Origin of the sequence: Shewanella marisflavi (assembly GCF_002215585.1) — a bacterium.
Taxonomy (GTDB): Bacteria; Pseudomonadota; Gammaproteobacteria; order Enterobacterales; family Shewanellaceae; genus Shewanella; species Shewanella marisflavi.
On sequence record NZ_CP022272.1, the window covers coordinates 1,756,700 to 1,775,362 of the forward strand.

Consider the following 18,663-nt stretch of genomic DNA (forward strand, 5'->3'; position numbering starts at 1 on the left):
GCGATGGTGTGTTAAATAAATACCCAATGTGGAAGAACCTGATGGTGATAATTATTATCGCCGTCGGGGCCTTCTACGCAATACCAAATTTATTTGGTGAAGATCACGCAGTGCAGGTCGTGGCGACCCGTGGTGCGGAAGTTACTGCATCGACTCAGACTCAAGTCATCGATACCCTGTCTGAAAAAGGGATTGCTGTTAAGCGTTCTGAGTTGGAAAATGGTCAGCTATTGGTGCGTGTTGCCGATGCGGATCAACAGTTACTGGCGAAAGAAGCGATTGCCGAGTCTCTCGGTGAAAAATATACCGTGGCGTTAAACCTGGCGCCGGCCACGCCTCAGTGGTTGGAGTCTATGGGCGGCAGCCCGATGAAGCTAGGTCTCGACCTTCGTGGTGGTGTACATTTCTTGATGGAAGTGGACATGAGCGAAGCGATTCGTAAGATGACCGAAGCCAAAATTGCCGATTTCAGAACCGATCTTCGTGGTGAAAAAATTCGTTATGCGGGCATTCGCAATACCCCTAAAGGGATTGAGATTAAGTTCCGAGATGCCGAGAATCTTGCTAAGGCAGAACGGTTCCTAAAGACGCGTACTAACGAAATGGTGTTCCTCGATGCCACCTCTGGTAGCAATTACGTGCTGCTGGCGAACATGAGTGATATTTACCTCAAGCAGGTAAAAGAGGAAGCGCTACAGCAAAACATCACTACTTTGCGTAATCGTGTAAACGAGTTGGGTGTTGCCGAGCCAGTGGTTCAGCGCCAAGGTGCAGAGCGCATCATCGTCGAGCTACCAGGTGTACAAGATACGGCGCGAGCTAAAGATATTTTGGGCGCTACAGCTTCGATTGAGTTCCATATGGTCGATGAGAAGGCTGACGCAGCAGCAATTGCTTCTGGTCGTGTGTCGCCAGGTTCAGAGATCTATGAGCGTCGCCAGGGCGGCAAAGTGGCTCTGTATAAAGAAGTGATGCTCACAGGCGATCATATCCAAGGTGCGCAGCCAACCTTCGATGAATATAGCCGTCCTCAAGTTGCTATTAACTTGGATGCTAAAGGTGGTTCTATCTTCTCGAACGTGACCAAAGACAATATCGGTAAGCCGATGGCGACTCTGTTCATCGAGTACAAGGATAATGGTGCCAAGAACCCTGATGGCAGCGTGAAAATGGATAAGATCGAAGAGGTGATCTCGGTCGCAACCATTCAGGCTCGCTTAGGGCGAAACTTTGTCATCACAGGCCTTGATCATTCAGAAGCGCAAAACCTAGCTCTACTGCTTCGTGCCGGCGCCCTGATTGCGCCAGTTTCTATCGTCGAAGAACGTACCATTGGTCCGAGCTTAGGTGCCGAAAACATTGAAAACGGTATGCAGGCGATGATCTGGGGGATGGCAGTTGTCCTTATCTTCATGTTGGTTTACTACCGTGGTTTTGGTCTTATCGCTAACCTGGCGCTGACCGCTAACTTGGTGATGGTGGTAGGGGTGATGTCTATGATCCCTGGCGCCGTACTAACGCTACCGGGTATCGCAGGTATGGTATTAACTGTCGGTATGGCGGTTGATGGTAACGTACTGATTTATGAGCGTATTCGTGAAGAGCTTCGTGCTGGGCGTAGTGTTCAGCAGGCGATTCATGAAGGCTATGGTAATGCGTTTTCGACCATCGCCGATGCTAACATCACGACCTTTATGACAGCCTTGATTCTATTTGCCGTGGGCACTGGCGCCGTAAAAGGCTTCGCCGTGACACTCATGATAGGTATCGCCACCTCAATGTTTACCTCCATCGTGGGTACTCGCTCGATAGTGAATGCTATCTGGGGCGGTAAGCGCGTGAAGAAACTGTCTATTTAAGGGGAAGTTGACCATGTACCAGATTTTATCAATTAAAGGCACGATCAACTTCCTGCGTCACGCTGTAGCCATAAGCGGCTTATCACTGTTTTTGGTGCTCGCTTCGCTAGGTTCTTTGGCGGTGAAAGGAATTAACTGGGGACTCGATTTCACTGGCGGTACCGTCGTTGAGATGGAGTTTACCAATCCTGTCGATCTTAACCTGCTCCGTTCAGCCTTAACCACTGATGAGACAGATGGCGCCGTGGTGCAGAACTTTGGTTCGAGCCGCGACGTGTTGATTCGACTACCGGTTAAAGAGGGTGTGAAGAGCGACCTACAGGTTGAACATGTGATGGAAGCGGCTTCTGAGGTCGATCCTAGTGTTATGCAAAAGCGTGTTGAATTTGTTGGACCTCAAGTGGGTAAGGAGTTGGCAGAGCAGGGTGGCCTAGCGGTATTGGTTGCGCTTATCTGTATTCTTATCTATGTCTCTTTCCGTTTCGAGTGGCGTTTGGCGTTGGGCTCTGTGGCGGCATTGGCGCACGACGTGATCATCACTCTTGGTGTTTTCTCTCTGTTCCAACTTGAGTTTGACCTGACGGTATTGGCAGGGGTGTTGACGGTTGTGGGTTACTCGCTCAACGATACTATCGTTGTGTTTGACCGTATCCGTGAAAACTTCCTCAAGATGCGTAAGGGGACGCCAGAAGAGATTGTGAATACCTCAATCACCCAGACCATGAGTCGTACCATTATCACAACAGGTACAACCCTGGTTGTGGTGGTGGCGCTGTTCCTTAAGGGTGGTACCATGATCCATGGTTTTGCAACGGCATTGTTGATGGGTATCTTTGTGGGTACTTTCTCTTCTATCTATGTGGCGAGTTTCCTAGCGATTAAACTGGGTATCAATCGTGAACATATGATGCCAGTTGAGATTGAAAAAGAAGGCGCCGATCAAGATGCGCTGATGCCGTAGTCCTAAGTGCACTTGTTGTCTTGCTAAAAAAGCCACGTTATCGTGGCTTTTTTATTGCCAATTTGGCCGGATTCCGCCTCGACAATCAATAAGCTTTAAGGCTAGGATGTTGAGCGATTGATCAAAACACCTGATAATTTGCCAGTAGAGCAAGAGCAGTAGGGGATAATACATGGAAGAGCGCAGTAAGATGGTGGCCGGCGGAAACCTGTTACAGGCCCATGCCTGGAAAGGAATGTTAGAGGCCTGTGGTATTGGCGTCGAGCTTAAGGGCGAAGCCCTCCTCGGGGGGATTGGCGAGCTGCCGGTTGATCTACAAGATGTCGAGCTCTGGGTGGCCGAGTCACAATATGAGGCGGCCAGGGCTCAACTAGAGACGCTTAATAGCGAGAGTCCTAAGTGGCAATGTGTTAAATGCCATGAGATGAATGAAGGAAATTTCGAGCTATGTTGGCATTGCAGCGCCGAGCGAAGCGAGCAGCTTAGCTAGTAGTGCTTGCCGCTCGATAAGCCTTACTTTACTCTTGTCCTATTCTTATTCGAGACAAGTCACTTAGACTATGCAATATTTCCCTATTTTCGCCCAAGCCGATGGGTTGAAAATCCTGATGATTGGTGCTGGCGAAGTGGCCAGTCGTAAACTTGAGCTGCTAACGCGTACCCAGGCCCATATTCATGTGATTGCCCCAGATGTCTGTGATGTCGTGATGTCGATGGCGAATCAGGGACAGATAGCCTTGGAGCAGCGATTTGCTGAACTCGATGACCTTCAAGGCATAGATCTTCTCTATATGGCCACGGCAGATGATGAGTTAAATCGTCAGTTTGCCCTGCAAGCCAAGACACTTGGACTCTGGGTCAATGTCGTCGATGCTCCCAAGCTATGTAATTTCATCACACCTGCTATTGTCGATAGAGGGCGGTTACAGGTTGCCATTAGCACCAGTGGCGCGGCGCCAGTCTTTGCCCGCGAACTAAGAGCCCGTCTGGAAACCTGGCTGCCAGAGTCATTAAGTGACCTATTTGACTTTATTGCTGCTAAGCGTGGTGAGGTGCAACAGCGTCTGCCTGTGTTCAGTCAGCGTAAGGTTTTTTGGGAGCAATTTTTCCGCTTAAACGGTGACAGGTACGACGGCTATACCCCTAAGTATTTCGAACAGGCCTTCGAGAGTCTTGAGGCCAGCGGTGAATTGCTACTCGTTGAAGAACATACTCCTATCGATCTACTGCCTTTAGCGGCGGTGCCTATGATGCAGCGCCTTGATTGGATCTGTAGCGATCTCAGCTTGCCAGAGCGTCTATCAGAGCTGGTAAGACGCGATGCGGGTCGTATGCCTTTAGTCGCGATGAGCGAGTTAGCTCTGAAATTAGATAAGGGGGAGCGCTTGCTTGTTTACGGCAGCAGCTCATTTGTAGCGCAGCTTAAGGCGCACTTTCCTATGGCGAAGCATCTGCGACCTGGCGCACTTTAACGCCTTTTGCTCACAAGTCGCCTAAATAGGGTAAACTAGGCGCTTTATTCATAACGACTGAGTATTATGGCGCCCAAAGCAACCGTTTATAAAGTGCAACTGCAGATTGCTGACATGGATCGTGGCTACTATCAAGATCACTCTTTAACTCTTTCTCAACACCCGTCGGAAACTGATGCCCGCATGATGGTCAGGCTGCTGGCCTTTGCACTGAATGCTAGCGATACCTTGGCTTTTAGCAAGGGGTTGTGTGTCGAAGGGGAACCCGAGCTATGGCAGAAATCCTTAAGCGATGAGATAGAGCTGTGGATCGAGTTTGGCCAAAGTGATGAGAAGTGGCTGCGTAAGGCGAGTAGTCGGGCCGATAAGGTGCTGCTTTACACCTATGGTGGTCGCGCAGTGCCTATCTGGTGGCAGCAGAATGAGCAAGCCTTAAGTCGTTATCAAAATCTTGAGGTGTGGAATCTTGCCGAAGAGTCAGTCAAGGCGATGGGTGAGATGGTAACGCGTAACATGAGTCTGCAGGTTAATATCAGCGAAGGTGAAGTCTGGCTTTCAAATGACAGTGCCAGTGTTCATATTTGCCCCGAGTGTCTCAAGGGCTAAGCTTGTGTGAGTTGATTTGACCAACAAAAAAACCAGTCTTGCGACTGGTTTTTTTGTTGATATAGCCTATTGAACTAAGCTTCTTCTACAAGCTCTTCTTCACCGCGGCCCTTGGTTTTAATGATGATAAGAGCAGCGATCACCAGAGTGCCAACAATGCCAGCAACGGTCGATACAGTCATAGGCAGACCTGCACCCAAGGTGGCTGAGTTAAGCAGGAAGCTGATCACCACTGTCGTCATGAACATGGCCGGTATAGTACAGATCCAGTGTAGTTTGTTATGACGCAGTAGGTAAGCCGAGGCGGTCCAAAGCATCATTACCGCTGTGGTTTGGTTGGCAACACCGAAGTAGCGCCAGATAACACCGAAGTCCACCTGTGTCAGAATCGCACCGATAATAAACAGTGGGATAGCCAGTATCAGACGCTTAGGCAGTGCAGTCTGTGGCATCTTAAAGAACTCAGATAGGATAAGACGCGCTGAGCGGAAAGCAGTATCACCAGAGGTAATAGGGAGTACAATCACACCCAGAATCGCCATGAATCCGCCAACTGCGCCCAGTAGACCCGTTGATGCTTCATACACTACGTTTGCAGGGTTACCCGCCATGCCTGCGTTCAGACCTTCAACACCACCGAAGAATGACAGTGCGATAGCACACCAGATAAGTGCAATCACGCCTTCACCTATCATTGCGCCGTAGAATACGAAGCGACCGTTAGATTCATTTTCAACACAGCGTGCCATCAGTGGTGACTGAGTCGCGTGGAAGCCAGATACAGCGCCACAAGCGATGGTGATGAACAGGGCAGGCCAGAGTGGCATGTCGTTCGGGTTCAGGTTAGACAGGAAGTCACCGGCAGTGAAGCCTGGTAGCAGCGTATGCTCGCTCGATACGATCAGCGCTATGGTAAGACCTACAGACATGAACAGCAGCAGAGCGCCAAAGAATGGATAGAGGCGACCGATGATCTTATCGACAGGTACGATAGTAGCGATAAGGTAGTAGGCAAAGATAACGCCCAGGAAGATGCTAACATCCCAACCTGTAAGCTTGCCTAATAGGCCAGCAGGTGCCGAGATGAAGACAACACCCACAAGCAACAGGAGTATGATGGCAAACACGTTCATGAAGTGTTTTGCACTTTTACCCAGATACTTGCCGGCAAGATTAGGCACAGATTGACCATTGTTGCGCACCGACAGCATGCCCGAGAAATAGTCGTGCACTGCACCGGCGAAGATACAACCGATAACAATCCATAACATGGCTGCTGGGCCATATAGCGCACCTAAGATAGGGCCGAAGATAGGACCTACACCAGCAATGTTAAGCAGTTGGATAAGATAGACCTTGCCTTTAGACATAGGCACATAGTCAACGCCGTCAGTCTTTGTAAAAGCCGGGGTTTGGCGAGCGGTATTGATACCGAACACCTTTTCAACAAACTTGCCATAGATGAAGTATCCACCGAGTAGCAGGCCGACACACATTAGAAACCACATCATAATAAGTACTCCCATTTAAAGTTAACAAGAGTGTAACCTGTCGGTAATTTAAGGAAACCGACATTTAGGTGAGTGGTCGAATAAACAGATTAAGCGGTTATTTCAGGGCCGTAACGGTATTAGTGAAAGCCGAAGAGTTGTTTGAGTGGTTTAAGAAAGCGTCTGGATACTGGCACTGTCTTACCTGAGTGGGTGAGCACTTCGGCACCATTTTCTAAGATGACGATCTCGCTGATGGCTTGGGGGGAAACCAGGTATTGCTTGTGGCAGCGTACCAGATCCGTTTTCTCCTCTAATACCTTGAGGGTCAGATGGGTATGAACCTGCTCGTGGCCTGTATTGACATGAATACCGCTAAGATCGCTAAAGGCGAACTCCACCTCTTCGACATTGATCACCTTGAGGCGATTGCCGCAGTAGCAGGGAACATGTTCAAGCTGTGTGGGTAACACCGCATCGAGGGGTTGTTGGTGAAGATCACGGCGAACCCGGGCGATGGTGGTGGCAAGACGGGTCTCATCGACGGGTTTTAGCAGGTAATCGAAGGCGTGGTTGTCGAAGGCTTTGATTGCATACTCATCGAAGGCTGTGACAAATACCACCCTGGGCATGCTGTCGGGGTCGAGCATGGCCACCATTTCCAAGCCTGAGATTTTAGGCATCTGTATATCGACGAAGATCAGTTGAGGCTTGAGTTTGCCTATGGCCTGCATGCCCTCGATGGCGTTGCTGCACTGCCCAATCACCTGTATATCGGGATAGGCAGAGAGTTGATCATCTAAAGCATCTCGAGCAAAGGGTTCGTCGTCAATTATTAAACAAGTGATCACGCTGTGGGTTCCGTTTGTGCCGCATGGTTAAGCGGCAGAGTAATTATAACCTGAGTAAAACGGTCCTTCTCGCAGTTGATCTTAACGCCATATTGGGGGCCAAATAGGCTCTGGATCCGCTTATGGACGATGGACATACCTAATCCTGAGGTGTCTGTATTGCGTTCCGGCTGATACAGACCTGCATTGTCTTTTACTTCCAATACTAATAAATCTTGCTCTACTCTGCCACTGACCCAGATCTCACCGGGCTCCAATAGGTGAGAGGTACCGTGTTTTACCGCATTTTCTATAATGGGCTGCAAGGTAAATGCCGGTAGTCGATAGAGGTTTAGGCTCTCTGGAATATCTATATGTACAGTGAGTCTGTCGATAAACCTCGCCTTTTCAATGGTAAGGTAAGCATCGATATGCTCCCGTTCGTCGCTTAAGGTGACCAGACCCGTGGTGCGCTTAAGGTTGATACGCAGAAACTGTGACAGGTGTTGGATAAGCTGTCTTGCCATCAGCGGGTCTTTACCTATGATGGCGGCAATGGTGTTGAGCGCATTAAATAGAAAATGGGGATTAACCTGGGCCTGCAGCAGTTTAAGTTCAGCCTGGGTTAGCAGGCTCTGTTGCAGTTCATAGCGGCCGTAGAGAATTTGATTGCTCATTAACCTGGCAATCCCTTCACCCAGAGTGCGATTGATATTGAGAAATAGCTTATTTTTTGGCTCATAGAGCTTGATGGTGCCAATCACCTCAGATTCACAGCGTAAAGGGATCACTAGGCTGGAGCCCAGCCGACATTGAGGTGAAATCGAGCAGGCATAAGGGGTCTCGACGCCATCGGCAAACATTACGCAGTTTTGCTCTATTGCATCTTGGGTGATCTTAGATGAAATAGGGGTACCAGGTATATGGTGGTCGTCGCCGATGCCGATAAATGCCAGCAGTTTCTTTCTGTCGGTAATGGCGACTGCGCCGACGTTGGTCTCCTCTAGAATGATCTGGGCAACCTTAGTGCTACTCTCCTGATCGAAGCCTTTAGAGAGAACTCCGACACTTCGCTCGGCAATTTTTAGCGCCTTGGTGGAGAAGGCCGATGAGAGCTTGTCGAACATGGTTTTCTGATCCCGCACCATGCTCATGAATAGGGCGGCACCGATAGAGTTCACCAGTAACATAGGTAAAGCGATCTGCTTCACCAGGGCAACGGCATCGACATAGGGCTTAGCGATGGCGAGGATCAGCGCCATCTGTAACAACTCGGCGGAGAAGGTGACTAGGGCAACAACTAGCGGGGCGTAAACCATTTCACTGCGGTTTTGTTTGCGCAGATAGTAGCCAACGATGCCCGCGGACAGGCCTTCGAGTGTGGTGGAGATGGCGCAGGCCAGATCGGTAAAACCGCCCATACTGTATCTGTGTAATCCGCCGGTGAGCCCCACCAGAAAACCGGTAACCGGCCCGCCAAGTAGCCCACCTAATACGGCACCCATGGCACGGGTGTTGGCGATGGCATCGTTGGTTTGCTCACCAAAATAGGTGGCCATGATACAAAAACCTGAAAATATCAGATAGATATATATCTTATGGGGCAGGCGAGTTGCAGTTTCGGCAAACAACTTAAAGAGTGGGGTTTTACTCAATAGGTAGACAATGACCAGATAGAAGCACATCTGTTGGGTGAGTAATAGGATAAGGGGCATAGGGACAATAATACTCGTTTAGATGAGAGGCCATAGTGAGATCAGCATAGCATCCACGCTCGATTCAGAACAAGTGGCGGGCTTTGCCAAGCGGATCAAAGTTTTCATATTCCAGATAGGCTATAAAAGGTATATCTATTTTATGTCTTTTAGGAAGATCATGTCAGATTCAATACACGGCCATCAGGTGATGGAACTTATGCTCTCTTTGGGACGCGCGGTATCTAAAGGGGAACTGACTCAGCTGATGTCTCAAACCTTTGGTGAAAATGCCCGTTATCACACCTGTTCGGCCAGTGAAATGGACGCTCAGGAGTTAATTGCTTTTCTTGAGCAAAAGGGCAAATTTACTGAATCGGAAGCGGGAATTGAAACCGCCGCCGATCGCATCTGCCATCACTAATCTTCGCTAACCTCAATTAAGGCTTGCAGCTGCTGCTTCGATTTACTGGCGAACTCGGTGATCATCATTCGGATCAGACGAGACTTGGCGATCTTACTCTCCTTCGCCAGTTCATTGAGTTGAGCGATACTGGTTTCTGTTAGGGTAAAGGTCGCATGGCGAAAGATGCGGCTGGCCTGCTTTTTTTGGTTGACCGTGGTATTGGTTTTGCGTTTCTTTTTGATCCGCTTCGCCAGGCTGGGTTGGCCAAAAGCATAGTTGTTAGCATCTTCGATAAACTCTTCAACCGATAGTTTTTTTCGTGGTTTAGGTTTACGACGTTTAAGATCAGTTAAGCTCATAAGAATTTTCTGGTGGTATTGCAAACAGCTCATCTGCAATAGCACGTATTTCGGCGGCGGCTTTTCCATCCGGTTCAATTTCGATGACCGACGATCCTTGTTCTTCACTATCATCGTAGATGTTACGGCTAAAGGTCACCGAATCCAGCACTCTGAGTCCAAACGACTCCACCACCTCTTTGGCTTCGAGAATGCGCTTGTATTGGCTGGGAAGGGCTGGACACTGGGTCATGACCACAGTGGCAACCATCTTAGGGTTCACCATCTTACAGGTGCTGAGCATATCTTCCATGTGAGGCAAGGTTTTGAGATCCCGCCGTTTTGGACGCAGTGGCAATACCACATAGGTGGCCACCGACATGGCGGCGCGCATTGCAAGGTTATCTTGTCCACCACAATCGACGATAACATAGTCGAATCTCTGGTCTAACCCTAAGAGATCATTACGGATTTTACCATAAAGCTGAATGCAGTTAATGGCGGGGAGGCTGGCATCTTCGTTACGGGCCTGGATCCAATCCGAGGTGGTGCGCTGGGGATCACAGTCGACCATTAATACATTGGCCTGGTATTTTTGAGTGATATGTACGGCGATATTTTGGGCGAGGCAACTTTTACCCGCACCTCCTTTTTCACCCCCAACAAGCAAAATCATAGCGTGTCTCCCTCGAACTGTAGCACAGGTTCATCTCACGGAACTGATGCTGTTTAGTATAGAACAGAGTTATAGATACTGCCTGAACTCTCGTTTTTAGTTGACTGAAAAGGCTAAACAATTTGCATTGCGACCTGGTAACGTAAAGGGCCACATTCGGAGCAACGACACACCTGAGCTTTAATGCTGTTCTGCTTGTCGGTCTTGGGGTTAAAGGTTATTTCTATCAGTTCGCCAAGGGTAAAGGGCTTCTTATATTCGATGAGTACGCCGCGGCGGGCCAGATCAATACAGATCCCATCATCTGTGTGTGCTACGCCCAGGCCGTCGGTCCAAGAGATGAGGACCCGCTCAGCTTCCATGTCGACTCGTAGCGATTTGCGGCGTTCTTCAAAATCTTCGTTTTGATCCATCAGAGTAGTCCTTGCTGTAATAGGTAGTAATTTAGCCTTTTAAACGTAGCACAGTTTTAACGGGAAATAATAGTTATAACAACATGAATAACGGTTAGTTATTCATGTTACTGCATCGATGGGACTTGGTTGTCGATTTACAAAAGAAAAGCAGTTGGCTAGTGGGGCATGCTGTGGTCGGTGGTCGCCAGCGATTCAGGTTGAAATAAGGGGGAGTCTAAGTGGACTCCCCTCAAGGTGCTAGTGATCATCCTCTTTACGTGGATAGGGCAGTTTAAGTTGTCCCCAACGGATCACGATAACCGTACTGGCTAGCACTAAGGTAGAGACTGAAATTGCCAATATCCGCCAATCTTCCATAGCTTTCATATCAAGGATCAGATAACGGGCCAGCGCGACAATGGCGATATACAGAGGCATACGCACCGGTAGCTTACCGGATTCTGCGTAGTTGGCCACCATGGCCAACACTTCCAAATAGATGAAGAGCAACAGAAGATCGGCCAGTGCGACTTCGCCCATCTTGATGATATGCACTACCTCTTGACCGATAGCGATAATGGTGGCGATGGCGATGATAATTAAAACAAAATGTTCTATTGCTTTGAGGCTTTTAGAGCCGTATTGCGAGTAGAGTTTTCCCATAAATAGCGCTCAATAGTGTTTTTATAGATGGTAACAACTATTGGGCGCTATGCTAGGGGCTGTTTGTGACGCTTTTCACACTCTGAATGTTTACCGTCGATTTAACCACGCTTAGCCGGGTCGACCATCGACTCTTGGGCGCAGTAAAATGGGGGCATAACAGAGCACGAATGCCCCAAACGCTATGATCCATGCGAGCAAGGCTAGCGTCAGCCAGAAGATAAATTGTTCAGGGTATAGATTAGCCAATACCCGAGTTATCGTTGAGAGTAAGATTAAGCCGAAGGCAATGGGCATCACTTTGGGCGGTAGCAGGTTACGCCCCGTATGACCCAGAGATACCCTGGCCATCATAGCTAAGATCATCCCGCCCAGTCCTCCGACTGTCATGGCATGTAGACCCGCTGAGACGCTGGCCCCGCTGGCAATCAACAAAAGCCCTGCTGGAATGCAGAGGTAACTAAGGTGTAGTGACCAAAGTAGCGGCACTTTAAGGGTCGATTGGACGCCCCAACGAGACCAGCGTACCAAAAGGGCAATGCCGGCGATGGCGGCGCAGCTCATCACCGGCAGTGGTTGGCCGATAAGCATGGCAATAAACAAGGCAATTAAGCTGACAAAGGTGAGCTTTTCGAGCCAAGAGATGTTATCTAGTCTCGGCCACTGGGTAGCTCGGTCGGTAAAAAATGGGATCACTCGACCACCGATTAACGCCACTATGGTGACCATCAAGATGGTCGCGCCGTGAAAGGCATGGGATACCAGTAAGCTGTTTTGACTGCTGACGCCATAGTAGCTCTGGGCGTTAGCAAGGGTGAGCAGCAGCAAGATAGGAATAAAGGCAAAGTTGCGCCACTGTTTAACGGCGATTACTTGTTTGGCGAGCACCAGTGCAGTTACAGGCGCGAAAAGGAGATCCAGCAAGGCGATCACCTCAAAAGATCCCCATTGATTGTTGGTCAGTAAAATGCGTGGGCTTAGCCATAGTAGGAAGAGAGCACCCAGCGGCCAGCCCTTGATGCTCTTTTGCCCCGTCCAGGTTTGTGATGCAGTGAGCAAGAAGCCGGCAACGATGGCCATCACGAAACCGAACAGCATCTCATGCCCATGCCACCAGATTGGATTGCCGTGAGGGGCAAAGCCGAGACGGCCGGTAAGAAAACTGCCCCAAAGTGCCAGGGCAATGAGGCTAAACAGAGCGCCAAATAGGAAGAAGGGACGAAAACCTAATCTCAGTAAGGCCAGCTTGGGTTGTCGATGGGCGGGTTCATCTATGTTAAGCATATGCGTCTCAATATATCCGAGTAATTATGTCGGGTATTATAAGGTGTATTATATATACATGTAAATAAGCGGGTGTGGCTTTTATATTTGCCAAGGATAAAAAGTTGAAGGCATAAAAAAACCGCCACAGAGGTGGCGGCTTTTAGCATAAATTAGGATTAGCGGCTGTGATTAGCGCTTTAGGGCGTCGCTCAGTAGAGGGCGGAAGCTCTTGACCATGGCAACAGTTGCCTTAGGGCTACCGGCGATGATGTTGCCTGAGCTCATGTAACCGTGATTACCGGTAAAGTCAGTGACTGTGCCGCCTGCTTCGCGGACAATCAGTTCGCCGGCAGCGATATCCCAAGGCTTAAGACCAATTTCAAAGAAGGCATCCATACGGCCCGCTGCGACGTAGGCGAGATCGAGTGCAGCAGAGCCTGCACGGCGAAGATCGGCGCACTGGCTGAAAGTTGAGGTGAGCAACTTCATGTAAGTTTCAGAATGCTGCTTCGCCTTGAAAGGGAAACCAGTACCAACGATGGCATCGCTTAAGTCATTGATCTTGCTGACACGAAGACGGAAATCGTTCAGTTTGGCACCTTTACCGCGCACGGCAGTATACAGCTCGTCACGAACGGGATCGTAAACGACGGCGACTTCAGTCTTACCTTTGTGTTGTACGGCGATAGATACCGCGAAATGGGGGATGCCTCTAACAAAGTTGTTAGTGCCATCCAAGGGATCAACAATCCATATATAGTCGCTATTGCTTCCCTTATTCTCACCATTTTCTTCACCAACTATGGTGTGGTCTGGGTACGACTTACGAATTTGATATGTAATGGCAGCTTCTGCTTCTTTATCTACGTTAGTCACGTAGTCATTGATACCTTTTGCGCTAACTTCGATACGATCGAGTTCAGTATAAGCGCGCATAATTGTTTGGCCGGCAGCGCGAGCGGCGCGCACAGCAATGGTCTGCATCGGATGCATTACAATCCCCTGGATGTTAAAGAACAGATATAAATAATCGGCGCACATTATACGTCGTTTTACTGTTATATCAAATATAGATTTTTGTATTAAGGGATCTTAGCGCCCTGTGATACCATCAATCCACTGTTCTATAGAAAGAAATCAAATTGTTTCATGCTTAGCAATATTCGTGTCGTTCTCGTAGGAACCACCCATCCTGGAAATATAGGTTCAACCGCCCGTGCCATGAAAACCATGGGACTTTCCACCCTTTATCTTGCCGAACCTAAGGTCGCACCTGACGGTCAGTCGGTGGCGCTGGCTGCCGGTGCTTCTGATATTCTCAAACATGCGGTGACAGTGGATTGTCTGGCCGATGCAATCGCCGATTGTAGTCTGGTTATCGCCACCAGTGCCCGTAGCCGCACCTTAGATTGGCCTATGCTGGATCCACGTCAAGCCGGTGAGAAATTGGCGAATGCTGCCGTAAACGGACCCGTTGCCATTGTATTTGGCCGTGAGAGTAATGGCCTTAGCAACGATGAACTGCAAAAGTGCAACTATCATGTGACTATTCCGGCAAACCCTGAATATACTTCGCTGAATCTGGCGCAAGCGGTGCAGCTCATCTGTTATGAGGCTCGTGTTGCTCACCTGAATATGACCCCTGAAGTGGTTGAGGAACAAGATTATCCGCTGGCCAAAGAGCAGGAGAATTTCTTTATCCACCTGGAGAACACCTTGCTGGGTACCGGATTTATCATCAAGCAGCATCCAGGTCAGGTAATGACTAAACTCAGACGTTTATTCAGCCGGGCGAGGATTGAAAGCCAGGAGATGAATATTCTTCGTGGCATCTTGACCTCGGTAGATAAGAAAGTCGAATTGGCACAACAAGTGGTTGAACAAGATAAGCGGTCAACGAAGGAAGAATAGAGCCATGGGCGTGATTTCCAGAATTAAAGATGACATAGCCTCCATTTATCATAGAGATCCGGCGGCTAACGGTACGTTAGAGATCTTGCTGAACTATCCGGGGATGCAGGCTATCTGGATCCATCGCATCAGCCACAAACTTTGGAAGCGCAAATGGTGCCTGACGGCGCGTATGATTTCGACCTTCTCTCGCTGGTTGACCGGGGTGGAGATTCATCCTGGCGCCACCATAGGCGACCGATTCTTCATCGACCATGGCATGGGCGTTGTGATCGGTGAGACCGCCGAAATTGGTAACGATTGTACCCTGTATCACGGTGTCACCTTGGGGGGCACTACCTGGCAGGCGGGCAAACGCCACCCAACCCTGGGAAACAATGTGGTGATCGGCGCTGGTGCTAAGATCCTTGGGCCTATTACTATGCATGATGGCGCCCGTGTTGGCTCCAATTCTGTCGTGGTGAAAGAGGTGCCTAAAGACACAACTGTGGTGGGTATACCGGCCCGTGTGGTGGCGAAACCCAGTGATGAGTCTAAAGAGCATGCTCAGCGCCGCACCGAGATGGCCAAGAAATATGGCTTTGATGCGTACGCTGTCTCCCCTGATAATCCCGATCCAGTGGCAAATGCCATCGGGCAGATGTTAGATCATATGCATCTGATGGACTCTAAGGTACAAGAGGTGTGTCAGGCAGTTCAGAGTATGGGTGGAAGTGTTTGTACCGAGAGACTACCAGAGCTCGAAGTGGGCGAATTTAGTGATGCTGAACAAGCCGCGGCCGAGAAGCGTCAGCAAGCGATAGATGAGTTTGATCCCATTATTTGATAAAGAGTGAGATTTATTGCCCCTCAGCGTTGAATCTTTGCGTTGAAACAGGTTAAATACCCCAGCAACGAAGCAGGGTATTTCCTGTTTCCGATAACGTCCTTAATACCTGACTAACTTGCTAGGTTTTATACTTGACTAAAACAGTCAGGTATGGTTGAATTGACTTAAGCATTTTAGAGAGCAGTGGTAGCTATGAAACTAACTTCAAAAGGTCGGTATGCGGTAACGGCAATGTTAGACGTTGCAATGCATTCTACATCTGGCCCAGTCCCATTAGCTGACATCTCCGAGCGTCAGGGAATCTCCCTTTCCTATCTTGAACAACTCTTCGCCAAATTACGTAAACATGGATTGGTCTCTAGCGTAAGAGGACCTGGTGGCGGTTATCGCCTCGGGTATGACGCCAGCGATATCTCTGTGGGCATGGTCGTCAGGGCGGTGGATGAGTCAGTTGACGCCACGCGTTGTCAAGGACTGGGAAATTGCCAGAGCGGCAGTCGGTGTTTAACCCATTCGCTCTGGGGTGATTTGAGTAAACAGATTTCAGATTTTTTAAATGGCATTAGCCTTGCGGGTCTGATGAATAAAAGAGATGTGCAATTTATCTCAATAAAGCAAGACAAGATGCAACAGGAACAAAGAGTAACCGTATAAGTTAACTTTGTTATTTAATTATTACTATATGTACGTGGTAAGTGGTCGAGCGAAGACTACTAAGTACGGAGTGTGAGATGAAGCTTCCTATTTATTTAGATTATGCTGCAACGACGCCAGTCGATCCTCGAGTTGCAGAAAAAATGATGCAATACATGACGATGGACGGGATTTTTGGTAACCCCGCTTCACGTTCTCACCGTTACGGTTGGCAAGCTGAAGAGGCGGTTGATATCGCCCGTAATCAAGTTGCTGAGCTGATTAACGCCGATCCTCGTGAGATTGTTTTCACTTCTGGTGCCACCGAGTCTGATAACTTGGCCATTAAGGGTGTTGCGCATTTTTACCATAAGAAAGGCAAGCACATCATCACCAGTAAGACAGAACACAAAGCCGTGTTGGATACCTGTCGTCAGCTTGAGCGTGAAGGCTTCGAAGTGACTTACCTTGAGCCAGAATCAAACGGCATCATTCCGATTGAGAAAATCGAAGCGGCGATGCGCGAAGACACCATTTTGTTGAGTTTGATGCATGTCAACAACGAGATTGGCGTGATCCATGACATCGACGCCATCGGCGAACTGTGCCGCGCCAAGAAGGTGATATTCCATGTGGATGCCGCTCAAAGCGTAGGTAAGCTGCCAGTCGATCTGCAAAAGAGCAAGGTCGATCTGATGTCTATTTCAGCGCACAAGATGTACGGTCCTAAAGGTATTGGAGCCTTGTACGTACGCCGTAAGCCACGTATCCGTTTGGAAGCGACCATGCACGGTGGTGGACATGAGCGTGGTATGCGCAGTGGTACCCTGGCGACTCACCAGATTGTGGGCATGGGTGAAGCTGCGGCGATTGCCAAAGCCGATATGGAAAGTGATAACGCTCGTATCCGTCGTCTACGCGACAGACTGTGGGACGGTATCAAGCATATCGAAGAAACTTATATCAATGGTGATGCAGAGCAAAGATACTGCGGCAGCCTGAACGTCAGCTTTAACTTCGTCGAAGGTGAATCTTTGATGATGGCCCTTAAAGATCTGGCGGTCTCTTCAGGGTCGGCCTGTACCTCGGCAAGCTTAGAGCCTAGCTATGTGCTTCGTGCATTAGGGTTAAACGATGAAATGGCGCACAGTTCAATCCGTTTCTCTATCGGTCGTTTCACGACTGAAGAGGAGATTGACCATGCGATCGAGACCATTACCAAGTCTATCGGCCAATTGAGAGAGATGTCTCCACTGTGGGAGATGTTCAAAGATGGTGTCGACCTATCAACAGTGCAATGGGCACATCATTAATCCGGCTGATAAACGAATAAAGAGTGGAGCAGAATCATGGCTTACAGTGAAAAAGTAATAGATCATTATGAGAACCCGCGTAACGTAGGTTCATTCGACAAGAACGATCCTTCAGTGGTTACCGGTATGGTAGGTGCGCCTGCCTGTGGTGACGTCATGAAGCTACAGCTGAAGATCGATGACAATGGCATTATCGAAGATGCCAAGTTCAAGACTTATGGTTGTGGTAGCGCTATCGCGTCTAGCTCTTTGGTCACCGAGTGGGTGAAAGGCAAGACGATTGAAGAAGCGCAAGCCATTAAAAATACGGATATTGCTGAAGAGCTTGCCCTACCACCTGTGAAGATCCACTGCTCAATTTTGGCAGAAGATGCGATTAAAGCAGCGTTAGACGAATATAAGGCCAAGCACGAAAAGTAATAGTCGGAGTAACAATGGCAATAACGATGACACCGGCGGCGGCCGAGCGAGTAAGAAGCTTCTTGGCCAACCGTGGTAAAGGTATCGGATTACGTTTGGGGCTGAAAACCTCTGGATGTTCCGGCATGGCTTACGTGCTGGAATTTGTCGATGACCTTAATGATGACGATGAAGTTTATGAGATCGATGGTGTGAAAATCATCATTGATGCTAAGAGTTTCATCTACCTGCAAGGTATTGAGTTGGACTTCGTCAAAGAAGGGCTCAACGAAGGTTTTCAGTTTAATAACCCAAATGCTAAAGGGGAGTGCGGCTGCGGCGAAAGCTTTACCGTTTAGCGACCGAATCTAGATTCATGAACTATTTTGAGCTGTTTAGTTTATCGCCAGAGTTTGACCTGGATACCGCCATATTGTCAGAACGCTATCGCGAGCTGCAAAGGGCGGTCCATCCAGATAAGTTTGCCAATGCCAGCGAGCAAGATAAGCGCCTGGCCGTGCAACGTACCGCACAGGTAAACGATGGTTATAACACCTTAAAACATCCTATCTCGCGCGCCGAGCATATGCTGAGCCTCAAAGGAATAGACTTAAGTCACGAGTCGACCACAGTGAAAGATACTGGGTTTTTGATGCAGCAGATGGAGTGGCGTGAGGCCTTAGAGGAGATTGCCGACAGTGACGATCCCGATGAGGTAATCGAGCACCTGCACCAATCCTTTAGTGAGTATCGCAGTGCCATCACGGCACAACTTGCCCAGTTTATAGAGTCTTCCGATCAGCCGATTCTGGAACAGGCCGCCGATCTGGTGCGTAAGCTCAAGTTTATGGCGAAGTTGCAGGCGGAACTCGAGCGAGCGGAAGACGCTCTCTTTTAAGCGTGATTCATGTTTAGTTGGCTC

22 protein-coding genes are annotated in these 18,663 nt (G+C 49.0%); 13 read left to right on the plus strand and 9 right to left on the minus strand.

Annotated elements, in window-relative coordinates:
* The first annotated feature begins 8 nt into the window (after nt 1–8).
* From secD to CFF01_RS07670, 5 genes are all read left to right on the plus strand, one after another.
* Nucleotides 9–1,859: a protein translocase subunit SecD gene (gene secD / locus CFF01_RS07650; protein ID WP_033539157.1), complete on the plus strand. Its 1,851-nt coding sequence runs from the start codon at nt 9–11 to the stop codon at nt 1,857–1,859.
* Between the two features lie 13 nt (nt 1,860–1,872).
* Entirely contained in the window at nt 1,873–2,820 is a 948-nt protein-coding gene (gene secF, locus CFF01_RS07655) for a protein translocase subunit SecF (protein ID WP_033539158.1), read from the plus strand.
* Between the two features lie 172 nt (nt 2,821–2,992).
* Entirely contained in the window at nt 2,993–3,310 is a 318-nt protein-coding gene (locus CFF01_RS07660; RefSeq protein WP_033539159.1) for a putative signal transducing protein, read from the plus strand.
* A 70-nt stretch (nt 3,311–3,380) separates the two neighbouring features.
* Entirely contained in the window at nt 3,381–4,292 is a 912-nt protein-coding gene (locus tag CFF01_RS07665) for a precorrin-2 dehydrogenase/sirohydrochlorin ferrochelatase family protein (protein WP_088904413.1), read from the plus strand.
* A 66-nt stretch (nt 4,293–4,358) separates the two neighbouring features.
* Nucleotides 4,359–4,898 (plus strand): YaeQ family protein, encoded by a 540-nt coding sequence (locus tag CFF01_RS07670; protein ID WP_033539161.1) that lies wholly within the window; start codon nt 4,359–4,361, stop codon nt 4,896–4,898.
* Between the two features lie 74 nt (nt 4,899–4,972).
* Here the strand turns inward: CFF01_RS07670 and CFF01_RS07675 are convergent, their stop codons facing one another.
* The 3 genes from CFF01_RS07675 to CFF01_RS07685 form a co-directional block, all read right to left on the minus strand.
* A complete protein-coding gene (locus CFF01_RS07675; protein WP_033539162.1) occupies nt 4,973–6,409 on the minus strand; it encodes a carbon starvation CstA family protein in 1,437 nt (478 codons plus the stop codon).
* A gap of 119 nt (nt 6,410–6,528) precedes the next feature.
* Complete coding sequence (btsR, locus tag CFF01_RS07680; RefSeq protein WP_088904414.1) at nt 6,529–7,239, minus strand: two-component system response regulator BtsR; 711 nt, start codon at nt 7,237–7,239, stop codon at nt 6,529–6,531.
* Nucleotides 7,236–8,933, minus strand: coding sequence for a sensor histidine kinase (locus tag CFF01_RS07685; protein WP_033539164.1), 1,698 nt, complete (start codon nt 8,931–8,933; stop codon nt 7,236–7,238). The genes btsR and CFF01_RS07685 overlap by 4 nt, the downstream gene beginning before the upstream one ends.
* Before the next feature lie 160 nt (nt 8,934–9,093).
* Here CFF01_RS07685 and CFF01_RS07690 point away from each other — a divergent pair, with 160 nt between their 5' ends.
* Nucleotides 9,094–9,336 (plus strand): YecH family metal-binding protein, encoded by a 243-nt coding sequence (locus CFF01_RS07690; protein WP_033539267.1) that lies wholly within the window; start codon nt 9,094–9,096, stop codon nt 9,334–9,336.
* Here CFF01_RS07690 and CFF01_RS07695 read toward each other — a convergent pair.
* From CFF01_RS07695 to suhB, 6 genes are all read right to left on the minus strand, one after another.
* Nucleotides 9,333–9,677 (minus strand): hypothetical protein, encoded by a 345-nt coding sequence (locus tag CFF01_RS07695; RefSeq protein WP_033539165.1) that lies wholly within the window; start codon nt 9,675–9,677, stop codon nt 9,333–9,335. The genes CFF01_RS07690 and CFF01_RS07695 overlap by 4 nt on opposite strands.
* Complete coding sequence (locus tag CFF01_RS07700; RefSeq protein WP_033539166.1) at nt 9,664–10,332, minus strand: AAA family ATPase; 669 nt, start codon at nt 10,330–10,332, stop codon at nt 9,664–9,666. Before CFF01_RS07700 ends, CFF01_RS07695 begins: the two co-directional genes overlap by 14 nt.
* Nucleotides 10,333–10,445: 113 nt before the next feature.
* On the minus strand, nt 10,446–10,745 hold the full coding sequence (locus CFF01_RS07705; RefSeq protein ID WP_033539167.1) for a PilZ domain-containing protein: 300 nt from the start codon (nt 10,743–10,745) through the stop codon (nt 10,446–10,448).
* Nucleotides 10,746–10,985: 240 nt separating this feature from the next.
* Nucleotides 10,986–11,390, minus strand: coding sequence for a phosphate-starvation-inducible protein PsiE (locus tag CFF01_RS07710; protein WP_033539168.1), 405 nt, complete (start codon nt 11,388–11,390; stop codon nt 10,986–10,988).
* Nucleotides 11,391–11,501: 111 nt separating this feature from the next.
* Nucleotides 11,502–12,674, minus strand: coding sequence for an NnrS family protein (locus CFF01_RS07715; protein WP_088904415.1), 1,173 nt, complete (start codon nt 12,672–12,674; stop codon nt 11,502–11,504).
* 171 nt (nt 12,675–12,845) lie between these two features.
* A complete protein-coding gene (gene suhB / locus CFF01_RS07720; RefSeq protein WP_033539268.1) occupies nt 12,846–13,649 on the minus strand; it encodes an inositol-1-monophosphatase in 804 nt (267 codons plus the stop codon).
* Between the two features lie 156 nt (nt 13,650–13,805).
* Between suhB and trmJ the strand changes: the two genes are divergently transcribed.
* The 7 genes from trmJ to hscB all read left to right on the plus strand — a co-directional run bounded on the left by trmJ (nt 13,806) and on the right by hscB (nt 18,639).
* Nucleotides 13,806–14,567 (plus strand): tRNA (cytosine(32)/uridine(32)-2'-O)-methyltransferase TrmJ, encoded by a 762-nt coding sequence (gene trmJ, locus CFF01_RS07725; protein ID WP_033539170.1) that lies wholly within the window; start codon nt 13,806–13,808, stop codon nt 14,565–14,567.
* A gap of 4 nt (nt 14,568–14,571) precedes the next feature.
* On the plus strand, nt 14,572–15,393 hold the full coding sequence (gene cysE / locus CFF01_RS07730) for a serine O-acetyltransferase (RefSeq protein ID WP_033539171.1): 822 nt from the start codon (nt 14,572–14,574) through the stop codon (nt 15,391–15,393).
* 195 nt (nt 15,394–15,588) lie between these two features.
* A complete protein-coding gene (iscR, locus tag CFF01_RS07735) occupies nt 15,589–16,050 on the plus strand; it encodes a Fe-S cluster assembly transcriptional regulator IscR (RefSeq protein WP_033539172.1) in 462 nt (153 codons plus the stop codon).
* Between the two features lie 77 nt (nt 16,051–16,127).
* Nucleotides 16,128–17,342 carry an IscS subfamily cysteine desulfurase gene (locus tag CFF01_RS07740; RefSeq protein WP_033539173.1) on the plus strand — a complete coding sequence of 405 codons (1,215 nt, stop codon included), beginning with the start codon at nt 16,128–16,130 and terminating at the stop codon, nt 17,340–17,342.
* A gap of 36 nt (nt 17,343–17,378) precedes the next feature.
* Nucleotides 17,379–17,762 carry a Fe-S cluster assembly scaffold IscU gene (iscU, locus tag CFF01_RS07745; protein ID WP_011866113.1) on the plus strand — a complete coding sequence of 128 codons (384 nt, stop codon included), beginning with the start codon at nt 17,379–17,381 and terminating at the stop codon, nt 17,760–17,762.
* Nucleotides 17,763–17,776: 14 nt separating this feature from the next.
* On the plus strand, nt 17,777–18,100 hold the full coding sequence (gene iscA, locus CFF01_RS07750) for an iron-sulfur cluster assembly protein IscA (protein ID WP_033539174.1): 324 nt from the start codon (nt 17,777–17,779) through the stop codon (nt 18,098–18,100).
* 17 nt (nt 18,101–18,117) lie between these two features.
* Complete coding sequence (gene hscB, locus CFF01_RS07755; protein WP_033539175.1) at nt 18,118–18,639, plus strand: co-chaperone HscB; 522 nt, start codon at nt 18,118–18,120, stop codon at nt 18,637–18,639.
* Nucleotides 18,640–18,663 lie beyond the last annotated feature (24 nt).

What these genes read in the sequence shown, in the direction of transcription:
- suhB (WP_033539268.1), bottom strand. Translation starts at nt 13,649, where the DNA reads ATGCATCCGATGCAGACCATTGCTGTGCGCGCCGCTCGCGCTGCCGGC.
- hscB (WP_033539175.1), top strand. Translation starts at nt 18,118, where the DNA reads ATGAACTATTTTGAGCTGTTTAGTTTATCGCCAGAGTTTGACCTGGAT.
- CFF01_RS07660 (WP_033539159.1), top strand. Translation starts at nt 2,993, where the DNA reads ATGGAAGAGCGCAGTAAGATGGTGGCCGGCGGAAACCTGTTACAGGCC.
- trmJ (WP_033539170.1), top strand. Translation starts at nt 13,806, where the DNA reads ATGCTTAGCAATATTCGTGTCGTTCTCGTAGGAACCACCCATCCTGGA.
- CFF01_RS07715 (WP_088904415.1), bottom strand. Translation starts at nt 12,674, where the DNA reads ATGCTTAACATAGATGAACCCGCCCATCGACAACCCAAGCTGGCCTTA.
- CFF01_RS07685 (WP_033539164.1), bottom strand. Translation starts at nt 8,933, where the DNA reads ATGCCCCTTATCCTATTACTCACCCAACAGATGTGCTTCTATCTGGTC.
- CFF01_RS07700 (WP_033539166.1), bottom strand. Translation starts at nt 10,332, where the DNA reads ATGATTTTGCTTGTTGGGGGTGAAAAAGGAGGTGCGGGTAAAAGTTGC.
- CFF01_RS07695 (WP_033539165.1), bottom strand. Translation starts at nt 9,677, where the DNA reads ATGAGCTTAACTGATCTTAAACGTCGTAAACCTAAACCACGAAAAAAA.
- iscA (WP_033539174.1), top strand. Translation starts at nt 17,777, where the DNA reads ATGGCAATAACGATGACACCGGCGGCGGCCGAGCGAGTAAGAAGCTTC.
- iscU (WP_011866113.1), top strand. Translation starts at nt 17,379, where the DNA reads ATGGCTTACAGTGAAAAAGTAATAGATCATTATGAGAACCCGCGTAAC.
- CFF01_RS07665 (WP_088904413.1), top strand. Translation starts at nt 3,381, where the DNA reads ATGCAATATTTCCCTATTTTCGCCCAAGCCGATGGGTTGAAAATCCTG.
- iscR (WP_033539172.1), top strand. Translation starts at nt 15,589, where the DNA reads ATGAAACTAACTTCAAAAGGTCGGTATGCGGTAACGGCAATGTTAGAC.
- cysE (WP_033539171.1), top strand. Translation starts at nt 14,572, where the DNA reads ATGGGCGTGATTTCCAGAATTAAAGATGACATAGCCTCCATTTATCAT.
- secF (WP_033539158.1), top strand. Translation starts at nt 1,873, where the DNA reads ATGTACCAGATTTTATCAATTAAAGGCACGATCAACTTCCTGCGTCAC.
- CFF01_RS07710 (WP_033539168.1), bottom strand. Translation starts at nt 11,390, where the DNA reads ATGGGAAAACTCTACTCGCAATACGGCTCTAAAAGCCTCAAAGCAATA.
- CFF01_RS07690 (WP_033539267.1), top strand. Translation starts at nt 9,094, where the DNA reads ATGTCAGATTCAATACACGGCCATCAGGTGATGGAACTTATGCTCTCT.
- CFF01_RS07740 (WP_033539173.1), top strand. Translation starts at nt 16,128, where the DNA reads ATGAAGCTTCCTATTTATTTAGATTATGCTGCAACGACGCCAGTCGAT.
- CFF01_RS07705 (WP_033539167.1), bottom strand. Translation starts at nt 10,745, where the DNA reads ATGGATCAAAACGAAGATTTTGAAGAACGCCGCAAATCGCTACGAGTC.
- CFF01_RS07670 (WP_033539161.1), top strand. Translation starts at nt 4,359, where the DNA reads ATGGCGCCCAAAGCAACCGTTTATAAAGTGCAACTGCAGATTGCTGAC.
- CFF01_RS07675 (WP_033539162.1), bottom strand. Translation starts at nt 6,409, where the DNA reads ATGATGTGGTTTCTAATGTGTGTCGGCCTGCTACTCGGTGGATACTTC.